Here is an 18,589-nt window from a genome sequence, read left to right on the forward strand (position 1 = left end):
AACGGGCGACGGAACCGGGAGCAGGCGCATGGCAGGCAAGATCATCGTGATCACGGGCGCGAGCGACGGCATCGGGGCGGCCTCGACGCGGGCCCTGAGCGAGCGGCACACCGTGGTCGTCGTGGGGCGGTCGGCCGAGAAGACGCGGGCGGTCGCCGAGTCCGTGGGTGCCGAGTGGCTGCTGAGCGACTTCTCGCGGCTCGACGAGGTGCGGGAGCTCGGCGCGACCCTGCTCGAGCGCTACGAGCGCATCGACGTTCTGGCGAACAACGCCGGCGGCATCATGGGCCCGCGCACCGAGACCGTCGACGGGCACGAGCTGACGCTGCAGGTGAACCACCTCGCGCCGTTCCTGCTGACGCAGCTGCTGATGCCGCGGCTGATCGAGAGCCGCGCCAGCGTGATCGCCACCTCGAGCATCGCGCACCGCTACGGATCCTTCGACTTCGACGACCTCGAAGCACGACAGGGCTACCGGCCCGAGCGCGCCTACGGCACGGCCAAGCTCGCGAACCTGCTGTTCGTGCGGGAGCTGCACCGGCGGTTCCACGGCGAGGGCCTGTCGGCGGCGGCCTTCCACCCGGGCGTGGTGTCGACGAGCTTCGCCGGGCAGACGAACAGCGCCCTGCGGCTGGTCTACACCTCGGTGCTGAAGAGGCTGCTGCGCACTCCCGAGCAGGGGGCCGAGACGCTCGTCTGGCTCGCAGCGGGCACCCCCGGCATCGACTGGCAGAGCGGCGGGTACTACGTCAAGCGCGCGCCGGCGGCGATCCGGCGTGGGGCCGACGATCCGGCTGCGGCGCTCGCGCTGTGGGAGCACACCGAAGCGCTTCTCGCCGAGTAGCAGAGCGAGCGGATGCCCGTGCGGCGGGCGCCCGGAGAACCACCGGTCGCGCATCCGTCGATCGACACCTCATCACGGACAGCCGGCGCGTCGCCGGTGGGCCGTCCGCTCAGGCGCGCGGGGCGGAGAGGCCGACCGCCGGCAGCACCACGCCGTCGATGATCGACAACAGGTACTCGCGGTCGACCGGGCGCTGCGTGACGAGCAGGCGGTAAGCCGTCATCGACGGAGCGACCAGGGCGATGGTGGGGATGTCGACGTCGGCCGAGATCTCACCACGGGCGACGGCACGCTCGAGCAGCCGCCGGTTGACCTCGGCGCGGGGGGCCACGATGGCCGAGTTGATGGCGTCGACCAGCTCGGGCGAGCGCGAGAGCACCGACATGAGGCCGGCCATGACCTGCATCTTGCGGTCGGCCTCCTCGAGCGTGCGCGGCTTGATCATCGCCACCAGGTCGCCTCGGAGGGTGCCCGTGTCGGGCAGGTTGTCGACGTCGAGGTCGCGCGACTTCATGCACGCCACCGCGTCGACCACGAGCTCGCCCTTGGACGGCCAGCGGCGGTAGAGCGTCGCCTTGCCGGCCTTCGCGCGGGCGGCGACCATCTCCATGGTCATGCCGTCGTAGCCCTCCTCGGCGAGCACCTCGATGGCCGCGTCGAGGATCTCGGGGTCGCGGGAGTGGTCGCGGCGGCGGCCGGGGCGGCCAGGAGCGGGCGTGGGCGTGGAGTCGATCAGGTCGAGCGGCATCGTCGCAGCTCCTCCTTCGGGCGTCGGTTCGGACACTCTGATTGTTTCACGACATTTACAGAACTGATGGTATCCGAAACTGATTGGTTCCGTATATAGTCCCACCATGCCTGAAAATTCATCGCGCCGCTGGCTCACCCTCACCACGGTCGCCCTCGCCCAGCTGATGGTCGTGCTCGACGCGACCGTCGTGAACATCGCCCTGCCCTCCGCGCAGGCCGACCTCGGCTTCTCCGACGGCGACCGCCAGTGGATCGTCACCGCCTACTCCCTCGCCTTCGGCAGCCTGCTGCTGCTCGGCGGCCGCCTGTCCGACCTGATGGGCCGGAAGCGCGCCTTCATCATCGGCCTGATCGGCTTCGCCGCGGCCAGCGCCCTGGGTGGCGCCGCCGACAGCTTCGGCCTGCTCGTCGCGGCCCGCGCACTGCAGGGCGTGTTCGGCGCGCTGCTCGCCCCGACCGCGCTGGCCGTGCTCACCACGACGTTCACGATCCCCAAGGAGCGGGCGCGCGCGTTCGGCATCTTCGGCGCGATCGCCGGCGCCGGCGGGGCCGTGGGCCTCCTGCTCGGCGGACTGCTGACCGAGAACTTCAGCTGGCGCTGGAACCTCTACATCAACGTCGTGATCGCGATCATCGCGATCGTCGGCGCCGTGATCTTCGTGAGCACGCCGAAGCGCGAGGGCGCCCGCCCGAAGCTCGACCTGCCGGGCACCGTGCTCGTCTCGGCCGCGCTGTTCGCCCTGGTGTACGGCTTCTCCAGCGCCGAGACGAACGACTGGGACTCGCCCCTGACCTGGGGCATGCTCGGCGCGAGCGTCGTGCTGCTGGTGGCGTTCGTGCTGTGGCAGCGGCGGGCCGCGCATCCGCTCCTCCCCCTCTCGATCGTGCTCGACCGCAACCGGGGGGCCGCCTACAGCTCGGTGCTGATCGCCGGTGCGGGCATGTTCGGCATCTTCCTGTTCGTCACGTACTACCTGCAGACGACGCTCGGGTACACGCCCATTCAGACGGGGCTGTCGTTCCTGCCGATGATCCTGCTGCTGATCACGGCGGCGCAGCTGTCGACGAACATCTTCGTGCCACGGTTCGGGCCGAAGGTCATGGTGCCGATCGGCATGACGCTGGCCGCGCTCGGGATGGTCTGGCTGACGCACCTCGACGTGACCGCCGTGTACGCGCTCGACGTGATGCCGCCGCTGATGCTGCTGGGCCTCGCGATGGGCACGATCATGCCGGCGTCGATCCAGACCGCGACGCTCGGGGTCGACCGGCAGTTCGCCGGGGTGGCCTCGGCCATGGTGAACACCTCGCAGCAGGTCGGCGGGTCGATCGGCACGGCGCTGCTCAACACCCTCGCGGCGACCGCCGCCGCGAACTACGTGGCCGACAACCTGCCGGCGACCGCCGAGGTGGCCGCGCAGGCCGCCGTGCACAGCTACGCCACCGCCTACTGGTGGGGTGCGGGCTTCTTCGCGGTGGGCGCCGTGATCGCGGCGCTGCTGTTCCGGCGCAAGGGGCAGGGCGTGACCGTGGGGGTCGCGGTGCCCGAGGAGCGGGCCGGCGAGACCGCGGCCGAGCCAGCGCCCGCGATGGGGCACTGAGCTCCCGAGCCGCACGACCGGAGCCCCGCGCCGCGACGTCACACGTCGCGGGTGCGGGGCTTCGCGCATCCGGGGCCGAGCGCCGCGACGTCACACGTCGAGGGTGCGGGGCTCCGCGGGCGCGGTGCGGCCGCCCACCTCGATGTCGTCGCCCGGGAGCACTCGGGTGAGCAGGCGCGAGCCGAGGCCCTGGTCGATCGCCAGGTCGCGGCCGAGGCGGGCGGTCAACGCGACGGCCGCCGAGCCGGTCGCCTGGTCCTCCGGGACGCCGAGCGCGGGGGCGAACATCCGTGACCGCAGGTGACCGGCGGTCTCGTCGATCCACGCCCAGGCGTAGTGCCGCCCGTCCGGGAAGCCGGACGGGTCGAGCGCGTCGACCTCGGCGGGCGAGTCCAGGTGGGTGAAGGCGAAGTCGGGCGCCCAGGCGGCGCGGCCGGTGATCCAGACGAGGTCTCCGGTGTCGCGCACCGCCACCGGGCCGGCCGGGGTGTCCAGGGCGACGACGGGGGTGCCCTGCCGCGCCAGCCACCAGGCCGTTCCGACGCAGGGGTGGCCGGCGAAGGGCAGCTCGGTCGCCGGTCTGAAGATGCGGATGCGCGCCCGGCGGCCACCCGCGACCGCCGTCGCTGCCCTGGCCACCGCCGACACCCCGGCCTCACCCGTTCCCCCGGCCGCGCCCGATCCGCCAGCCGCGCCCGATCCGCCGCCGCGCTCGACCAGCTCGTCGAGGAAGACCGTCTCACTGAAGCCCAGGCCGGTCGCGATCCGCTGCTCGGCGCCCCGCGTGCGCTCACTCGAGCGGATGATGCCGAGCGGGTTGCCGTGGCCGCCGCTCTCGTCGGTGAACACGGTGACGACGTCGACGGGGAGGCTGGTGCTCATCCCTCGAGTGTGGTCGCGCAGAGGCGGGCCCTCAAGGGGCCACCGCAGGGCTCGTGGCCTGGCACGCGCGGGACCGGGCGATCAGGCCTTGACTGCGATGTTCTGCGCGATCGACACCCAGCCCGTGCCGACCGTCATGTACTCGGTGTGCAGCCACACGCGGGTGCCCTCCGCGCCGAGGCGGAGAGTGGCGCCGTGCGAGCCGAAGGAGTCGGGCGAGAGGCACACCGCCTCGGGCTGCGACACGGTGAGCGAGGGCACCGGCAGGCTGGGCGCCGCGGTGGTCGGCGGCCCGAAGCCCTCCGAGACGGCTGCCGGGGCGGAGTCCGCCGCAGATGACGAGGCGGAGGCCGAGGGCGTCGGGGTCGCACCCGGGCCGACGGTTCCCGCACCGGCCGGTGGCGGCGTGGGCGACGGGGTCGCGAGCAGATCGGCCGGTGCCGGCGCCGCGATGAAGCAGATGTCGTCGGCGGAGGTGGCTCCGACCCAGAAGGCGGTGCCGTCCTGCTCGGCGAGCAGACGCACGCTGGAGTCGACGAGGTCGGCGTCGACGTCGGGCACGACGGGCGGCACGACGTGCTCGGAGACCGGGGTGCCCTGGTCGAGATGCGCCATGCGCGACAGGGCCGCCGTGGGGCTCGCCGCGCATCCGCTCAGCAGCACCGGCACCAGCGCGACGACAGTCAGCCCCAGGGCGATCGATGCGCCCGCCCCTCGCCTGTGCATCCGCTCCCTCTCCGGTCCGCCGCTCGGCGGATCGCTCCGACCCACGACCGTAGCCCACGAAACCGACCGTCAGCTTCACGCGGGCCGCCGGGCGCGCGCGGCGCTCTGCCGTCGGCAGACAGGGTGGATCGGGGCGGCCGGAGAGGGTTGACTCGCAGCATGGTCGAACGCGTGCTGGTGCTGGGTGGGTCCGAGTTCGTGGGGCGGGCGGTCGTCGAGGCCGCGCTGGCCCGCGGCTCCGACGTGACGGTCGTGAACCGGGGGCGGCAGCCGGCGCCCGCGGGGGCGAGGTCGCTCGTGGCCGACCGGCGCGTTCCGGATGCTCTCGCCCGCGCCTTGGGCGACGAGCTCGCCTCCCGCGCCCTCGGCGACGAGCTCGCCGCCCCCGCCTCCGAGGGCTGCCGCTACGACCTCGTCGTCGACACCTGGTCGTGGGAGCCGGAGGTCGTGCGGGAGAGCGCCCGTCTGCTCGAGCCCGTCGCGGAACGGTACTGCTACGTCTCGTCGCGGTCGGTGTACGCCGAGCCGGGCGCGGGGGCGGACGAGACGGCGGCGCTGGTGCCGGTTCCCGAGGAGGACGACGGCGACTACGCGGGGCGGAAGGCGGGCGGCGAGCGGGCGGTGCAGGAGGCGTTCAGCGCGCGGGGGCTGCTGGTGCGGCCCGGGCTGATCCTCGGGCCGTGGGAGAACGTGGGGCGGCTGCCCTGGTGGCTCACGCGGATGGCGCGGGGCGGGGAGGTGCTGGCTCCGGGCGCGGCGGGGGCGGGCATCCAGTACGTCGATGCGCGGGATCTGGCGTGGTGGCTGCTGGGGCTGCCGGCGGCGGTGCCGGTCGCGGAGACAGGGGCTGCGGTGCCGGTGGCGGGGGCGGCGGCGGCTGTGCCGGTGGCGGGGGCTGCTGTGACGGCGGCGGGGGTGGCGGGCCCTACGGCGGCGAGGGTCATCGACCCCGGAGTGGCTGGTGCGGGGCGGAGTCTCGCGGTCGACGCGGTGAGTCCCGTCGGCCGGCACACGATGGGCGAGCTGCTCGAGGCCTGCGCCGCCGTCGCGGGAACGGGCCCGGCCGTGCAGCTGACCTGGGCGCCCGAGGACGTGCTGCTCGCCGAGGGCGTCGAGCCGTGGATCGAGCTGCCCGTGTGGCTGCCCGCGGGCCCCGACCACGACGCCCTGCACGGCTCCGACGTGTCGAGGGCGCTCGCCACCGGGCTGGCGTTCCGGCCGCTGGCCGAGACGGTCGCCGACACCTGGGCGTGGCTCGGCGAGCGCGGCGGTGTGCCGCCGCAGCGGGCCGACCGGCCGTCGCTCGGGCTCTCCCCCGAGAAGGAGCGCCGCGTGCTGGAGCGGCTGCGGCAGTGACCGCGGATGGTTGGATGGGGGGATGATCGACACCGCCTCGCACATCGACGACTTCGCCGCCTTCATCCGGGAGTCGCCGTCGTCGTACCACGCGGCCGCCGAGACGAGGCGGCGCCTGCTCGAGGCCGGCTTCACGGCTCTGGCCGAGGCGGACGAGTGGCCGCGGGAGCCCGGCCGCTACGTCGTGGTGCGCGACGGCGCCGTGATCGCGTGGGTGGTGCCCGAGGGCGCGACCGCGCTCAGTGCGTTCCGGGTGCTCGGCGCGCACACCGACTCCCCCGGCTTCAAGCTGAAGCCGAAGCCGACGACGGGCTCGAACGGCTGGCTGCAAGCCGGCGTCGAGGTCTACGGCGGCCCGCTGCTGAACTCCTGGCTCGACCGGGAGCTCGAGCTCGCCGGGCGTCTCGTCACCCGCGACGGCGTCGAGCACCTCACCCGCACGGGGCCGTTCCTGCGCATCCCGCAGCTCGCCATCCACCTCGACCGCGACGCGAACACCGGGCTCACCCTCGACCGGCAGCGGCACACCGCGCCGGTCTTCGGGGTGGGCGACGCGAGCCAGGCCGACCTGCTCGGAATTCTCGCGCGGGCGGCCGGGGTCGAGGTCGAGGAGGTCGCGGGCTACGACATCCTGACCGCCGACACCGCGGCGCCGGCCCGCTTCGGGCTCGATTCAGCGCTGTTCGCCGCCGGGCGGATGGACAACCTCAGCTCGGTGCACGCGGGCCTGGCGGCCCTGCTGACGGTGGGGCTCGAGGGCGACACGGTCTCGGTGCTCGCCGCCTTCGACCACGAGGAGCTCGGCTCCGAGTCACGCTCCGGCGCGAGCGGTCCGCTGCTCGCCGAGGTGCTCGGACGGGTGCAGGTCGGTCTCGGCGCGAGCGAGGAGGAGCGGGCACGGGCGTTCGCCGCCTCGTGGTGCCTCTCGTCCGATGCGGGGCACTCCGTGCATCCGAACTACCCCGAGAAGCACGACCCGGTGAACCGGCCGGTCGCGGGCGGGGGTCCGCTGCTGAAGATCAACGCCAACCAGCGCTACGCGACGGATGCGCGCGGCGCCGCGCTCTGGCGCCGGGCGTGCGAGCGGGCCGGGGTCGACTTCCAGGAGTTCGTGTCGAACAACACGGTGCCCTGCGGGTCGACGATCGGGCCGCTCACGGCGACGCGTCTCGGCATCCGCACGGTCGACGTCGGGGTGCCGCTGCTGTCGATGCACTCGGCCCGCGAGCTCGCGCACGTCGACGACCTCGTGGCGCTGTCGGCGGCGATCGGCGCGTTCTTCGCGGGAGCCTGAGGCTCAGGCCGTGCTGTCGGCCTCGTCGCTCACGCCGCGGCGCCAGGGCCTGACGCGCCGGAGCCTGAGGCTCAGGCCGTGCCGCAGCGGGAGATGCTGCGGAGCGTCACCGTCGTGCCGTCGTCGCCGGGCGAGACGATGGCGGTGAGCGGCACGAGGTTCAGCCCGATCAGACGGATGCTCGTTCCGCCGTCCTCCCCCTGCGCCTCCGTGACGACGCTCCACCCCTTCGCCTCGTACGAGTCGGAGACGCTCGCCGCCCACGCCGCCGGGTCGAACCCGGGAGCCAGGGTCAGCACCCGCTCGAGCTCGTACTGCTGGCGGTCGCTCTCGTCGACGCACGGCTCGACGACCGAAGAGTCCTGGACCGAGACCGGCGGCGCCGGCAGGGTGGCCGTCAGCTCGTCGGCCTGGGCCGAGGCCTCGGCGGTCGCCCCCTCGAGGGTCGTGGGAGCGGATGACCGCGAGGTCGTGAGACCGATCACGACGGCCACCACGAGCACGATGCCGATCCCGAGCCAGACGAGCGTCGCCGGCCGCAGCAGTCCGGCCCACGGCTCGCCCTTCGGCGGGATGACGGGCAGCTTCCGGCGCGGCAGCAGCCGGAACCCGTCGAGGGCCGTGGCGGCGGTGGGCTCCCGGCTCGGCAGCTGGGGGTCGCGGGGTGCGCGGTCCTCGGGCATCGGGCCCCTTCCGTTCTCGACGGCCCGATGCTACCGGAGCGTCATCGGAGCCGGCTGACCGGCGCCCGCGGTGCCACTGAGCCGCAAGGCCCGGCCGGCGGCACGGCCGGGGCCAGCCGCAGAGCCGGGGCTAGCCGTCCAGCGTGCCCGACTCGTCGCTCGAGGTGGGGGCGGGCGTCGGGAAGTCCGACTCGGCCGGCGTCGGGGTCGAGGACTGGAACGGCGACGGCGTGATGTCGTCGTCGGGGGCCACGGGCGTTCCCGACGAGGTGCGCTCCGGGTACGGCGTCTGCGCGTCGGCGTCGCAGCCGGTGAGCCCGGCGACGGCCCCGCCCGCGAGCAGGGCGGCGGCGGAGAGGGAGAGGATGCGGTGGCGGAGGGTGGTCATGGGTCGTCCTTCCAAGGGCGCGGTCTCCTTCCAGCAAACCCCCCGGAACGGGGGCTCGCCAGGAGGCTGGACAAACCCGCTCAACCGGCGTACCCGCGAGCCCGGCCGAGCTGCCGCAGGTACACCACGCTCAGCAGGTCGCCGGCGATCAGCAGCCCCAGGGCCGCGGGCAGGGCGAGCGGATGCGCGAGGCCGACGGCGCCGAGGAGCACCGCCGCGCATCCGGCCGTCGTGACGATCAGCCCGGCGAGCAGCAGCCCGCGCGCGAGCCACGGCCGCCCGGCCTCGCGCCACGCGCCGAACCCGAGGGCGGCGAGGAGCAGACCCGCGACGGACGTCGCGGCGAGCACGAGCAGCGCGGTCGAGCCGGTCGGCAGGGCCAGCAGGGCCAGCACCGTGGTGCCGAGCGCGTCGACCGCGAGCGCGACCAGGTAGCGGGTCACGGCCGGGCCGCCGCCTCGACCGTCACCGCCAGCGTCGTCGCGTGCCGGAGCACCCGGAAGTGCCCGCCGACCCGAACCTTCACGTTCTCGGCACCGGGCAGCACGCTCGACTCGGGGATGATCGGGTCGTACTCGCCGAAGACCGAGGTGATGCGGTCGTTGACCCGGTCCTCCTTGTTGAGCAGCACGGTCAGCGGGTCGCTGGCACGGAAGGCGCGCAGGGTGCGGTTCGGCGCGAAGTCCGCGTAGCGGGATCCCGAGAAGGGCGTCGCGATCGCGACCATCCGCACGAGACGGCGGTCGGGGTCGAGCTCGAGCATCGCGTACTTGCCGATCAGCCCGCCCTTGCTGTGAGCGGCGATGAAGACGTCGTCGAGGCCGTTCTGCCGCACGAAGTCGGCGACCACCCCGGCGCTGTCGATCACGGGCCGGCGGTTGTGGCGCAGGGCCTCGATCACGAACACCGGATGCCCGCGGCCGTGCAGCGCCTCGATCACCGGCGCCATGAAGTGCCAGGTCTCGTACACCCCGGGGATGACGATGCACGGACGCTCGGTGCCGGTCTGGAAGTCGGCCGGGTCGGAGCGGGAGGCCATCCCGGCGAGCTGGAGGCCGGCGGCGGTGGCGTAGTCCTCGACGAACCAGCGGGCGCGGGCGACGAGGCCCGTCACCCGTGCACCCCGGCCGCGCGTCCGGGTCGGTGTTCGTGCGCCGGCGCGTGCGTGTCCGCCGGCCCGTGCGCGCGCTCGTACTCGGCCGCGAACTGCTCGATCGAGGCCGCCACCGTGCGGGCGGCCGAGCGCTGGACGACGTGGCCGTGACCCCGCACCTCCAGCAGACGCCCGTCGGCCGCCACCGCGGCCAGCTCCCGGCACCACGGCGCCCGGGCGATCGGGTCACGGCTGCCGCGCACCACCAGGACGGGCGCCTGCACGGCGGCGACCGCCTCCGTGGTCGGGTACGAGAGCATCGGCCCCAGTTCGGTGAAGAACCAGCGCACCCCCGTGCGGAGGTAGTCGGTCACCACGATCGCGTTCGTGCCGAGCGGCTCGCAGAAGGTGTCGGCCGCCAGGTCGAGCGCCTGCTGCCACGCCGTGGGCCGTGCCGGATCGGTCACCGGCCCGATCAGCACCAGGGCGCCCACGAGGTCGGGTCGGCGGAGCGCCAGCTCCAGCGCGAACTGCACCCCCATGGAGTGCCCGACGACGGTGCACCCCGACAAGCCCCGGGCGTCGAGGGCGGCGGCCACGACCTCGGCGTGGTCGGCGACCGAGAAGGGCCGGGGCGGGCGCGGGGTGCCCGCGAACCCGGGCAGATCGAACGAGAGGGTCAGGCGGCTGTCGGAGAGCTCCTCCTGCAGCCGGTCGCTGTAGCGGTGCGAGACGCCGATCCCGTGCAGGATGACGACGGCGGGCGGGTCGCCCGGCGCGACGGAGGACTCCGGCACGTCAGCCGGCGGCGGCGGTGTAGGCCGCCACCACCGCGTCGCCCGTCGTCAGGGTGTCCCTGATGCGGTCGAAGGCGTCGTCGAGCTCCGTCGTGAGCACCACCTCGTAGGGCGGCAGCACGTCGATGGCCTCGTAGCCGTCCGGGCAGCGCGTGATGTAGCCGACACAGTCCCAGGTGGGATCGACCCTGACCTCCCACTCGAGGACGGAGGTCTGCACGAGGTGCACGTCGACGGTGGCGGGGGCGAGACGGCTCATGCGTGCGACCCTACGACGCCGCCCGGGGAGGACCGGGGGCCTTGACAACAGCTGCCGCACCGGATTCACGAGGACTTCCGCTTCTTCGCCGCCGCGGCGGCGAGCGCCTTGAACGACCCGTCGAAGGCGCGCTTGGGGTGGCGCACCGCCGGGAGCGCGACCAGCTCGCGGCCGGCCACGGCCTCCGCGATCCAGCCGAGCAGCACGCGGGTCTTGCGGCCGAGGGTGGGCAGGGCGAGCAGGTGGTAGCTGCGGTGGGCCAGCCACGCCGGCAGGCCCTTCAGGCGCACTCCCTTGATGTTCGCGGCGCCGTCGCCGATGCCGTAGCTCGCCACGGTGCCGAGCGAGACGTGGCGGTACTCCTCGGGCTCCCGGCCGGCCAGGTCGGCGAGCACGTTACGGGCCGCCACGGGGCCCTGCCGCATCGCGTTCTGCGCGTTCGGGGGGTAGTAGGCGGGCTGCGATTCCGCGGTGAGGTCGGGGATCTGGGCGATGTCGCCGACGGCCCAGACGCCGGGGACCGGCGTGCCGTCCTCGCGCACCACGCGCAGCGAGGCGTCGGCCATCAGGTGGCCCTTCGGCCCGCGCGGCAGGTCGGTGGCGTCGAGCACGGGGTTCGGCTGCACCCCGGCCGTCCAGATCACGGTGCCGGCGGCGAAGCTCTCCCCCGTGCTCAGCTCGACGACCGCGTCCTCGACGCTCTTCACCGTCGTCTCCAGCCGCACGTCGATGCCCTTCTCGCGCAGGTGCCCGAGGGTCCAGCGGGAGAGCTCCGGGCCCACCTCGGGAGCCACCCGGTCGAGGGCCTCGACGAGCACCCAGCGGATGTCCGTGCGGGACAGTCGGTCGTGCTGGGCGACGGCCTTCACGCTCAGGTCGGCCAGCTCGGACAGCCCCTCGACCCCGGTGTAGCCACCGCCGACGACGAGGAAGGTGAGCGCCTTCGCGCGCTCGGCCGGGTCGTCGGTGCCCGCCGCGCGCTCGACCTGCTCGATCACGTGGTCGTGCAGGAAGGCTGCCTCCTCCACCGTCTTGAAGCCGATGCCGTGCTCCTGGAGCCCAGGCGTCGGGAAGACCCGCGAGATGGCTCCCATCGCGACGATCAGCTCGTCGTAGCCGAGCGTCGACTCGGTGCCGTCGGCCGCGCGGAGCGACACGCTCCTCGAGCCGGAGTCGACGCCCGTGACCGAGGCCTGGAGCACCCGGCAGCGGCGGAGGGTTCGGCCGAGCGGCACCGTGACGTCGCGCGGGGCGACGTGCCCGCCCGCGACCTCGGGCAGCAGCGGCTGGTACGTCATGTAGGTGTTCGGGTCGACGACGGTGACCTCGAGGTCCCGGTCGGTGTGCCGCTGCAGCAGCCGGGCCGCCATCAGGCCGCCGTAGCCGCCGCCGAGGATCAGCACGCGGGCGATTCCGCCTGTTCTCATGGTCGTCTCCTTCTCGTGATCGGGTCGTGGATGCTCAGGTGCCTGTTTGGGCATGGCTCGCTCCCACCGGCTTCGACTCGGGCGAGCCCCGCTGCCGGAGGTAGATCGACAGCGCGACCATGCTGCCGACGGCGAGGAACTCTGACTGCCAGTTCTGCAGGGTGCGGTTCCAGAAGTCGGGCTCGAGCAGGTACTCGGCCCAGGTGACCGGGCGCTCCAGGTCGGTGATCTGCTGCTCGTCGAAGGCGGCCACACCCGCCACCGACTGCGCGAGCCAGCTGAGCACGAAGATCGTGCCCATCGCGATCAGCAGCGAGTTCGAGTAGAGCACCTGACGGAGCCCCTCGGCCGCGGCCGAGCGGGGCGAGTCGGGCCCGGCGTAGCGTCCGACCCGCTGCTCGGCGTCGGACTGCGGACCCTCGTCGCCGAGCTCCTTGGACTCCGGCGACCCGCGCTGCACGAGCCAGATCGTCGCACCGATGTAGAGGAAGAACTGCAGGTACTCCGACTGCCAGTTCTCGGCCACGTCGGCGGCGAAGCTCGACGAGGTCACGTAGGCGAGGTAGCCGATCGGCTCGAGCTGCGCGCTCACCTGCTCGTCGTTGAACGCGGCGTGACCGGCGAAGGACTGACCGACGAGCGCGAGCACGAAGATGAGACCGAACCCGAGGGCCAGTCCGTTCTCCCGCACGAAGCGCTTCATCGCTGCAGCAGCCCGATCGTGAACATCGCGACGAGTCCGACCACGATGACGGCGACGTAGCCGACGAACACGGCGCGCATCAGCTGCCCTCCAGAACGCAGTCGAAGGGCGCGTCGCCCTGCTCGACGCAACCCGCCGCGCGCACCCGCCAGGCCGAGCCCGACACCGCCAGGAAGACCGTGTCGTTCTCGAGCTCGACGAAGGCGGCCCGGCCCGAGGCCTGCTGATGGAGCACCGGCCCCGAGTCGGGGAGGGCGAGCGCGACGACGCCGGCCGCGCATCCGCCCCCGCTCGTCGGTCCGGCCAGTTCGGCCGCCCGCTCCTGGGCGGCGGGCACGAGCAGTGCGCACGCGTCGGCGCCCCGGCCCGCGGCGACAGCCGCCGAGAACTCCTGGGCGACCCGGGCGGCGTCGTCGGCCGAGGGCGAGAGTGTGCCGCCCGCGCAGCCGGCGAGCAGCAGCGCCGCGCCGGCCAGGGCGGCCAGTGCCGCCGGGCGGAGGGCGCGGTGCGAGGTCGAGGCACCGTTCATGGCCGTGACCATACTCGCGGGCGGCGCGTTCCGCAGGGGGTGCGACGCCACCGTCCCGGCCTCAGCGTGCCCCGGCCGCCCGTGCCGCCTCGGCCGCCGCGCGGATCCCCATCCGCGTCGGCTCGCCGTGGCCCGGGAGCACGATCCGCGCTCCGGTCGCGGCGAGCGCGTCGAGTGAGCGGAGGGCCGTCGCCGAGTCGGCCGTGGCCGCGCCCGCGACGATCTGCGGCCCGACGAGGCCGGTGTACGGGTCGAGCGTCACGAGCGCGTCCCCGGTCAGCAGGGCGTCGCGCTCGGGCAGGTGCAGCCCGATGTGCCCGTCGGTGTGGCCGGGCGAGAAGACGGGCTGCGGGCGCCCCGGCACGTCGAGCGGGCCGCTCTCGGGCACGGTGTTCGCGAACGGCACCCCCTTCACGCGCAGAGCGCCGGCCCGGGTCATGGCTCCGAGCACGCCGATGGCGCGCGGGTAGACGATCGGGTAGAGCAGTCGCGAGCGCTCGTGCCGGTAGCGGTACGGATGCGCGGCGAGCCGCCGGTCGCCCGGGTGCACCCACACGGGCACACCCCATTCCGCCCGCAGCCGCGCGGCCACGCCGACGTGGTCGAAGTGCGCGTGGGTGAGCACCAGCGCCCGCACGTCCCGCGGATGACGGCCGATCGCCTCGAGCGCGAGCCGGAGGGGCATCCAGGTGTCGGGGAACGCCGCGTCGACCACGGTCACCCCGGCCGCACCGTCGTCGATCAGGTACAGGTTCACGTAGGCGTGCTCGAGGCGGTGCACGCCGGGAGCCACGTTGCGGGTGAGCCGGGGGCGCGAGCGGCGGCGGGAGGGCGTGGGGAGCGGATGCACGGGCACGGTCATGCCGCCAGACTCCCCCGCCCGGGCATCCGTGCAACCGGGCTTGACGACGGGCGTGCCCGGAGTACGGTGCACCGCACACCCTCCGGGCGTCCGGCCCGGCACCGGCGCCGCCCCGTGCGCCCGATAAGAGGAGATCAGTCATGTCGAAGCACCGTCCGGTCGTCGTCGTCACCGGAGCATCCAGCGGCATCGGCCGCGCCACCGCCCTGCGCTTCGCCGCGCGCGGGGCCCGCCTCGTGCTGGCCAGCCGCAGCACGGCGGCGCTCGAGCAGCTGGCGAAGGAGTGCCGGCTGGCCGGCGGCGAGGCGATCGCGGTGACGACCGACGTGACCTCGCCCGCCGACATGGAGCAGGCGGCCCGGCGGGCGGTCGCGGAATACGGCCGGCTCGACGTCTGGGTGAACAACGCCTCGGTGTCCTCGTTCGGCCGTATCGACGAGCTGCCGCTGGAGGACGTGCGCCGGGTGATCGAGGTCGACCAGCTCGGCTACGTGCACGGGGTGCGCGCCGCAGTCGGGCAGATGAAGCCGGCCGGCCGCGGGGTGATCGTGAACGTGGCGTCGATCGTCGGCGAGGTGCCGCAGCCCTACGCGGCTCCTTACGCCATGTCGAAGGCCGCCGTGCGCGCCCTGTCGGTGAGCCTGCGCTCCGAGCTCGCGCTGGCCGGGGAGAAGCACATCCACGTCGCAACCGTGCTGCCCCCGACGATCGACACGCCCTTCTTCCAGCACGCCGCGAACCACACCGGCCGCCGGGTGATCGCCATGCCGCCGGTGTACCCCGCCGACGACGTCGCCAAGGCGATCGTCTCGCTCGCCGCCAAGCCGAAGGCGGAGTTCGTGGTGGGCCGGCTCGGGCGCGCCCTGGTGCGCCAGCACGCCGCCACGCCGCGCGCGGTGGAGGCGCAGATGGCGGCCCTGACCGAGGCGGGGCAGCTCTCGCCGACGGAGCGCGCGCCCGAGAGCACGGGCATCCTGTACCGGCCGGTGCACGCCTCGAAGGCCTCCGTCTCGGGCGGCTGGCACGGCACGTCTCGGCGCACGGGGCGGGGCCTGGTGGGCTGGCTGGCGGTCGCCGCGGCGGCGGTCTTCGTCGTCGACCGGGTGCGGAAGGCGGGCTGACGCGGTCGGCGTTCCCGGAGCGGCACTGCGGCGTCGGCACTGCGGCGTCGGGACGGCGGTGTCACTGGGGCGTCGGCCTGGGAGTGTCAAGCCCCTCGTGGCATTCCGGGGCGGCCGTACCGTGGCCCGCAACGGCGTCGACCCGCTCGGCGCACCCGGACCAGATCGGAGATCAGATGTTCTTCCACAAGCAGGAACTGCAGTTCAAGGCCACGCCCGCGAAGCCCGACGCCCTCTTCGCGCGACGGCTGCAGGAGGTGCTCGGCGGCCAGTACGGCGAGATCACGGTGGCCATGCAGTACGGCTTCCAGGCCTGGAACTCCCACGAGCCCGGCAAGTACCGCGACCTGCTGTTCGGCATCGGCGCCGAGGAGTTCGGTCACGTCGAGATGCTCGCCATCATGATCGCGCAGCTGCTCGAGAAGGCGCCGATCGAGCAGTCGGAGGCCGCAGCCGCGTCCGACCCCGTGCTCGGGGCCGTGATGGGCGGGATGGACGTGCAGCACGCCATCGTCGCCGGCGCCGGTGCCCGGGCCGTCGACTCCAACGGCAATCCCTGGCAGGGCTCGTACATCACCGCCAGCGGCAACCTGCTGGCCGACTTCACGGCCAACGCGAACGCCGAGATGCAGGGCCGGGTGCAGGTCGCGCGCCTCTACAACATGACGGACGACCACGGCGTGCGCGAGCTGCTGTCGTTCCTGCTCGCCCGCGACACGATGCACCAGAACCAGTGGACCGCCGCCGCCGCCGAGCTGCGAGCCGAGGGCCGGGAGGATCTGCCCGTGCCGAGCAACTTCCCGCTCTCACAGGAGTACCGTGACGTCTCGTACCAGTACATCAACTTCTCCGACGGCGCCGCCGCGGCCGAGGGATCCTGGGCGAGCGGCCCCACGCCGGACGGCAAGGGCGAGTTCACCTACCTCGACGCGCCCGGCACCTCGGCACCGATGCCACCGGCGACGCAGCCCGACGAGCGCTACTACGGCACCACGCCGAAGCCCAACATCGTCGAGAAGGCCGCCGGGGTCGTGAAGGACAAGCTCAGCACCAAGTGACGAACCATCGACGAGACACCGCCGGAGACCCCGACCGCCCTGCCGACGCCCGCGACACCCCGCCCACGATCTCGGTCGTGATCCCGGTGCGCGACGACGCCGACGGGCTCCGGCGGTGTCTCCGCGCGCTGGCCGCCCAGACCCTCGCGCCCCTGGAGATCGTGGTCGTCGACAACGGCTCGAGCGACGACAGTGCGGCCGTGGCCCGCGCGGCCGGCGCCCGCGTGGTGACGGAGGACGAGGAGGGCATCCCCGCCGCCTCCGCCCGCGGCTTCGACGAGGCGCGGGGTGACATCGTGGCACGGCTGGACGCCGACTGCGTGCCGCCCGTGGAGTGGATCGCGGGTGTCGCCCGCGCCTTCCGCGAGCGCCCGGGGCTCGTCGCCGTGACGGGCGACGCACGGTTCTCCGACGGGCCGCGGCTGCTGCGCCGGCCCCTCGCCGTCGTGTACCTGGGCGCCTACGCCCTGTTCTCGGCGCCCGCCCTCGGCCATCCGCCCCTGTTCGGCTCGAACTGCGCCGTGCGGCGCGAGGCCTGGCTCGCCGTGCGGGACGAGGTGCACCGGCACGACCTGCTCGTGCACGACGACCTCGACCTGTCGGTGCACCTCGGCGCCCTGCCGGCGGCCGCGCACGGTGCCCGTGGCCGGTGGCGGCGGCCGGGCATCCGTCTGGACCGCCGCATCGGCATGGGCATCTCGATGCGGCCCTTCGCCGACCCGCGGGCGTTTCTGCTGCGGGTGCGTCGGGGGGTGCACAGCCTGACCGTGCACGGCGGGCAGGAGCTGCCACGCCCGCTGCTGCCCCGGACCCCTGAGCCCCGTTCCCCGCGGCCGCCCGGCCCCTGAGAGGACCACGATGATCCCCCGGCTCCGCACGCCCGACTCGACCCTCCGCTTCCTCGCGCAGGGCTACACCTTCGTGCGGCGCCAGGCCCGCTCGGTGGGCACCGATGCCTTCCGCACGCGGCTGATGCTGCGGCCCGTGGTGTGCCTGTACGGCGCCGAGGCCGCGGGCTTCTTCTACGGCGGCGGCCGGTTCTCGCGAGCCGGCGCCCTTCCGCTGTCGGTCGTGCACCTGCTGCAGGACGCAGGCAGCGTGCAGACGCTCGAGGGCGCGGCGCACGACCACCGCAAGCTGATGTTCCTGGCGGCCCGGCGCGAGGAGCAGATCGAGCTCCTCCTCGAGGCCTTCCGCGACGAGTGGGCCGAGGCCGCGGAGCGCTGGCAGCGGCTGCCCGAGGTCGACCTCTACCGGGAGTCGGTGGGGGTGCTCGCCCGCAGCGCCACGCGCTGGGCCGGGCTCGAGCCCGCGTCCGAGTGGCTCGCCGACACGCTGAGCACCATGGTCGACCGGGCCGCTGCCGTGGGCCCGCTGAACTGGGCCGCGCGGACGAAGCGGCTGCGCGCCGAGCGCTGGGCGCGCGAGGTCGTGGAGGAGATCCGGGAGGGCAGGCGCACCCTGCCGGAGGACGCGCTCGCGCGGACCATCGCCGAGCACCTCGACCTCGACGGGCGGCTGCTGCCGGCGGAGGTCGCCGCGGTGGAGCTGCTGAACATCCTGAGACCCACCGTCGCCGTGGCCCGCTTCATCGTCTTCGCCGCGCTGGCCCTGCACCATCACCCCGAGTGGGCCGGCCGGGTCGCCGCCGACGCGGACGACCGACTGCACTTCGCGCAGGAGGTGCGGCGGTTCTACCCGTTCTTCCCCGTCATCGGCGGGGTCGCGACGCGTGACCTCGAGTTCCGGGGCGAACGGCTGCGGGAGGGCCAGTGGGTGCTGCTCGACCTCTTCGGCACCAACCGCGACGAGCGCAGCTGGCCGCAGCCGGAGCGCTTCGACCCCGACCGGTTCGCCGGCTGGGACGGGAACCCGGACACCCTCGTGCCGCAGGGCGCGGGCGACGCCGCGCACGGGCACCGCTGCCCCGGCGAGACCGCCACGGTGGCCCTCGTGGTGGAGGCGACGCGACTGCTGACCACGAGCCTGGAGTACCGGGTGCCCCCGCAGGACCTGCGGATCGGGCTGCGGCGGATGCCGGCGCTGACCGTGGACGACTTCACGATCACGGAGGTGCGGGCGCGCGGGCGCAGCTCCGCCGGGTCTGGCTGACCCTGGCTCTGGCTGACCCTGGCTCTGGCTCTGGCTGGTCCTGGCTGACCCTGCTGGCCGGTCACGCCGAGCAGCGATACGGGCAGCCGCCGGAAGTCGGCGAC

At 73.9% G+C, this 18,589-nt stretch carries 21 protein-coding genes; 8 read left to right on the plus strand and 13 right to left on the minus strand.

Annotation, left to right across the window (positions count from 1 at the left end; translation table 11 throughout):
- The first annotated feature begins 28 nt into the window (after nucleotides 1–28).
- Nucleotides 29–844, plus strand: a complete 816-nt coding sequence (locus tag HQQ85_RS04715; protein ID WP_173181313.1) for an SDR family NAD(P)-dependent oxidoreductase — start codon at nucleotides 29–31, stop codon at nucleotides 842–844.
- A gap of 109 nt (nucleotides 845–953) precedes the next feature.
- Here the strand turns inward: HQQ85_RS04715 and HQQ85_RS04720 are convergent, their stop codons facing one another.
- Entirely contained in the window at nucleotides 954–1,592 is a 639-nt protein-coding gene (locus HQQ85_RS04720; protein WP_173181314.1) for a TetR/AcrR family transcriptional regulator, read from the minus strand.
- A 106-nt stretch (nucleotides 1,593–1,698) separates the two neighbouring features.
- On the opposite strand from HQQ85_RS04720, the gene HQQ85_RS04725 reads away from it, so the two are divergent.
- Complete coding sequence (locus tag HQQ85_RS04725; protein ID WP_173181315.1) at nucleotides 1,699–3,195, plus strand: MFS transporter; 1,497 nt, start codon at nucleotides 1,699–1,701, stop codon at nucleotides 3,193–3,195.
- Nucleotides 3,196–3,285: 90 nt separating this feature from the next.
- Here the strand turns inward: HQQ85_RS04725 and HQQ85_RS04730 are convergent, their stop codons facing one another.
- Both HQQ85_RS04730 and HQQ85_RS04735 read right to left on the minus strand, forming a co-directional pair.
- The gene (locus tag HQQ85_RS04730; protein WP_173181316.1) at nucleotides 3,286–4,077 is read right to left on the minus strand and encodes a PhzF family phenazine biosynthesis protein; all 792 of its coding nucleotides are present in this window, start codon (nucleotides 4,075–4,077) and stop codon (nucleotides 3,286–3,288) included.
- A gap of 81 nt (nucleotides 4,078–4,158) precedes the next feature.
- Nucleotides 4,159–4,803, minus strand: coding sequence for a hypothetical protein (locus HQQ85_RS04735; RefSeq protein ID WP_173181317.1), 645 nt, complete (start codon nucleotides 4,801–4,803; stop codon nucleotides 4,159–4,161).
- Nucleotides 4,804–4,962: 159 nt separating this feature from the next.
- Here HQQ85_RS04735 and HQQ85_RS21440 point away from each other — a divergent pair, with 159 nt between their 5' ends.
- Nucleotides 4,963–6,159, plus strand: coding sequence for an NAD-dependent epimerase/dehydratase family protein (locus HQQ85_RS21440; RefSeq protein ID WP_173181318.1), 1,197 nt, complete (start codon nucleotides 4,963–4,965; stop codon nucleotides 6,157–6,159).
- Between the two features lie 22 nt (nucleotides 6,160–6,181).
- Nucleotides 6,182–7,453, plus strand: a complete 1,272-nt coding sequence (locus tag HQQ85_RS04745) for a M18 family aminopeptidase (RefSeq protein ID WP_173181319.1) — start codon at nucleotides 6,182–6,184, stop codon at nucleotides 7,451–7,453.
- A 71-nt stretch (nucleotides 7,454–7,524) separates the two neighbouring features.
- On the opposite strand, the gene HQQ85_RS04750 is transcribed toward HQQ85_RS04745, so the two are convergent.
- The 10 genes from HQQ85_RS04750 to HQQ85_RS04795 form a co-directional block, all read right to left on the minus strand.
- Nucleotides 7,525–8,136, minus strand: coding sequence for a hypothetical protein (locus tag HQQ85_RS04750; protein ID WP_173181320.1), 612 nt, complete (start codon nucleotides 8,134–8,136; stop codon nucleotides 7,525–7,527).
- Nucleotides 8,137–8,266: 130 nt separating this feature from the next.
- Nucleotides 8,267–8,524 (minus strand): hypothetical protein, encoded by a 258-nt coding sequence (locus HQQ85_RS04755; protein ID WP_173181321.1) that lies wholly within the window; start codon nucleotides 8,522–8,524, stop codon nucleotides 8,267–8,269.
- An 80-nt stretch (nucleotides 8,525–8,604) separates the two neighbouring features.
- Entirely contained in the window at nucleotides 8,605–8,967 is a 363-nt protein-coding gene (locus HQQ85_RS04760; protein ID WP_173181322.1) for a hypothetical protein, read from the minus strand.
- The gene (locus HQQ85_RS04765) at nucleotides 8,964–9,638 is read right to left on the minus strand and encodes an alpha/beta hydrolase (protein WP_173181323.1); all 675 of its coding nucleotides are present in this window, start codon (nucleotides 9,636–9,638) and stop codon (nucleotides 8,964–8,966) included. Before HQQ85_RS04765 ends, HQQ85_RS04760 begins: the two co-directional genes overlap by 4 nt.
- Nucleotides 9,635–10,414: an alpha/beta fold hydrolase gene (locus HQQ85_RS04770; protein WP_173181324.1), complete on the minus strand. Its 780-nt coding sequence runs from the start codon at nucleotides 10,412–10,414 to the stop codon at nucleotides 9,635–9,637. The genes HQQ85_RS04765 and HQQ85_RS04770 overlap by 4 nt, the downstream gene beginning before the upstream one ends.
- Before the next feature lies 1 nt (nucleotide 10,415).
- Entirely contained in the window at nucleotides 10,416–10,673 is a 258-nt protein-coding gene (locus HQQ85_RS04775) for a hypothetical protein (RefSeq protein ID WP_173181325.1), read from the minus strand.
- A gap of 65 nt (nucleotides 10,674–10,738) precedes the next feature.
- Nucleotides 10,739–12,100, minus strand: coding sequence for an NAD(P)/FAD-dependent oxidoreductase (locus tag HQQ85_RS04780; protein ID WP_173181326.1), 1,362 nt, complete (start codon nucleotides 12,098–12,100; stop codon nucleotides 10,739–10,741).
- Between the two features lie 34 nt (nucleotides 12,101–12,134).
- The gene (locus tag HQQ85_RS04785) at nucleotides 12,135–12,803 is read right to left on the minus strand and encodes a DUF6766 family protein (protein WP_173181327.1); all 669 of its coding nucleotides are present in this window, start codon (nucleotides 12,801–12,803) and stop codon (nucleotides 12,135–12,137) included.
- Between the two features lie 79 nt (nucleotides 12,804–12,882).
- Nucleotides 12,883–13,332: a hypothetical protein gene (locus HQQ85_RS04790; protein WP_173181328.1), complete on the minus strand. Its 450-nt coding sequence runs from the start codon at nucleotides 13,330–13,332 to the stop codon at nucleotides 12,883–12,885.
- A 61-nt stretch (nucleotides 13,333–13,393) separates the two neighbouring features.
- Nucleotides 13,394–14,194, minus strand: a complete 801-nt coding sequence (locus HQQ85_RS04795) for an MBL fold metallo-hydrolase (RefSeq protein WP_173181329.1) — start codon at nucleotides 14,192–14,194, stop codon at nucleotides 13,394–13,396.
- A 140-nt stretch (nucleotides 14,195–14,334) separates the two neighbouring features.
- On the opposite strand from HQQ85_RS04795, the gene HQQ85_RS04800 reads away from it, so the two are divergent.
- The 4 genes from HQQ85_RS04800 to HQQ85_RS04815 all read left to right on the plus strand — a co-directional run bounded on the left by HQQ85_RS04800 (nucleotide 14,335) and on the right by HQQ85_RS04815 (nucleotide 18,485).
- On the plus strand, nucleotides 14,335–15,315 hold the full coding sequence (locus tag HQQ85_RS04800; protein ID WP_173181330.1) for an SDR family oxidoreductase: 981 nt from the start codon (nucleotides 14,335–14,337) through the stop codon (nucleotides 15,313–15,315).
- A gap of 176 nt (nucleotides 15,316–15,491) precedes the next feature.
- Entirely contained in the window at nucleotides 15,492–16,373 is an 882-nt protein-coding gene (locus HQQ85_RS04805; RefSeq protein ID WP_173181331.1) for a manganese catalase family protein, read from the plus strand.
- Nucleotides 16,370–17,221, plus strand: a complete 852-nt coding sequence (locus HQQ85_RS04810; RefSeq protein WP_173181332.1) for a glycosyltransferase family A protein — start codon at nucleotides 16,370–16,372, stop codon at nucleotides 17,219–17,221. The genes HQQ85_RS04805 and HQQ85_RS04810 overlap by 4 nt, the downstream gene beginning before the upstream one ends.
- A 10-nt stretch (nucleotides 17,222–17,231) precedes the next feature.
- Nucleotides 17,232–18,485 (plus strand): cytochrome P450, encoded by a 1,254-nt coding sequence (locus HQQ85_RS04815; protein WP_173181333.1) that lies wholly within the window; start codon nucleotides 17,232–17,234, stop codon nucleotides 18,483–18,485.
- The last annotated feature ends 104 nt before the right edge of the window (nucleotides 18,486–18,589 follow it).

It is taken from the genome of Herbiconiux sp. VKM Ac-2851, assembly GCF_013205105.1.
Lineage (GTDB): Bacteria > Actinomycetota > Actinomycetes > Actinomycetales > Microbacteriaceae > Herbiconiux > Herbiconiux flava.

Coding starts and splice junctions, on each gene's coding strand:
- HQQ85_RS04720 (WP_173181314.1), bottom strand. CDS start 1,592: ATGCCGCTCGACCTGATCGACTCCACGCCCACGCCCGCTCCTGGCCGC.
- HQQ85_RS04785 (WP_173181327.1), bottom strand. CDS start 12,803: ATGAAGCGCTTCGTGCGGGAGAACGGACTGGCCCTCGGGTTCGGTCTC.
- HQQ85_RS04750 (WP_173181320.1), bottom strand. CDS start 8,136: ATGCCCGAGGACCGCGCACCCCGCGACCCCCAGCTGCCGAGCCGGGAG.
- HQQ85_RS04755 (WP_173181321.1), bottom strand. CDS start 8,524: ATGACCACCCTCCGCCACCGCATCCTCTCCCTCTCCGCCGCCGCCCTG.
- HQQ85_RS04795 (WP_173181329.1), bottom strand. CDS start 14,194: ATGACCGTGCCCGTGCATCCGCTCCCCACGCCCTCCCGCCGCCGCTCG.
- HQQ85_RS04790 (WP_173181328.1), bottom strand. CDS start 13,332: ATGAACGGTGCCTCGACCTCGCACCGCGCCCTCCGCCCGGCGGCACTG.
- HQQ85_RS04715 (WP_173181313.1), top strand. CDS start 29: ATGGCAGGCAAGATCATCGTGATCACGGGCGCGAGCGACGGCATCGGG.
- HQQ85_RS04800 (WP_173181330.1), top strand. CDS start 14,335: ATGTCGAAGCACCGTCCGGTCGTCGTCGTCACCGGAGCATCCAGCGGC.
- HQQ85_RS04775 (WP_173181325.1), bottom strand. CDS start 10,673: ATGAGCCGTCTCGCCCCCGCCACCGTCGACGTGCACCTCGTGCAGACC.
- HQQ85_RS21440 (WP_173181318.1), top strand. CDS start 4,963: ATGGTCGAACGCGTGCTGGTGCTGGGTGGGTCCGAGTTCGTGGGGCGG.
- HQQ85_RS04780 (WP_173181326.1), bottom strand. CDS start 12,100: ATGAGAACAGGCGGAATCGCCCGCGTGCTGATCCTCGGCGGCGGCTAC.
- HQQ85_RS04725 (WP_173181315.1), top strand. CDS start 1,699: ATGCCTGAAAATTCATCGCGCCGCTGGCTCACCCTCACCACGGTCGCC.
- HQQ85_RS04805 (WP_173181331.1), top strand. CDS start 15,492: ATGTTCTTCCACAAGCAGGAACTGCAGTTCAAGGCCACGCCCGCGAAG.
- HQQ85_RS04735 (WP_173181317.1), bottom strand. CDS start 4,803: ATGCACAGGCGAGGGGCGGGCGCATCGATCGCCCTGGGGCTGACTGTC.
- HQQ85_RS04745 (WP_173181319.1), top strand. CDS start 6,182: ATGATCGACACCGCCTCGCACATCGACGACTTCGCCGCCTTCATCCGG.
- HQQ85_RS04815 (WP_173181333.1), top strand. CDS start 17,232: ATGATCCCCCGGCTCCGCACGCCCGACTCGACCCTCCGCTTCCTCGCG.
- HQQ85_RS04730 (WP_173181316.1), bottom strand. CDS start 4,077: ATGAGCACCAGCCTCCCCGTCGACGTCGTCACCGTGTTCACCGACGAG.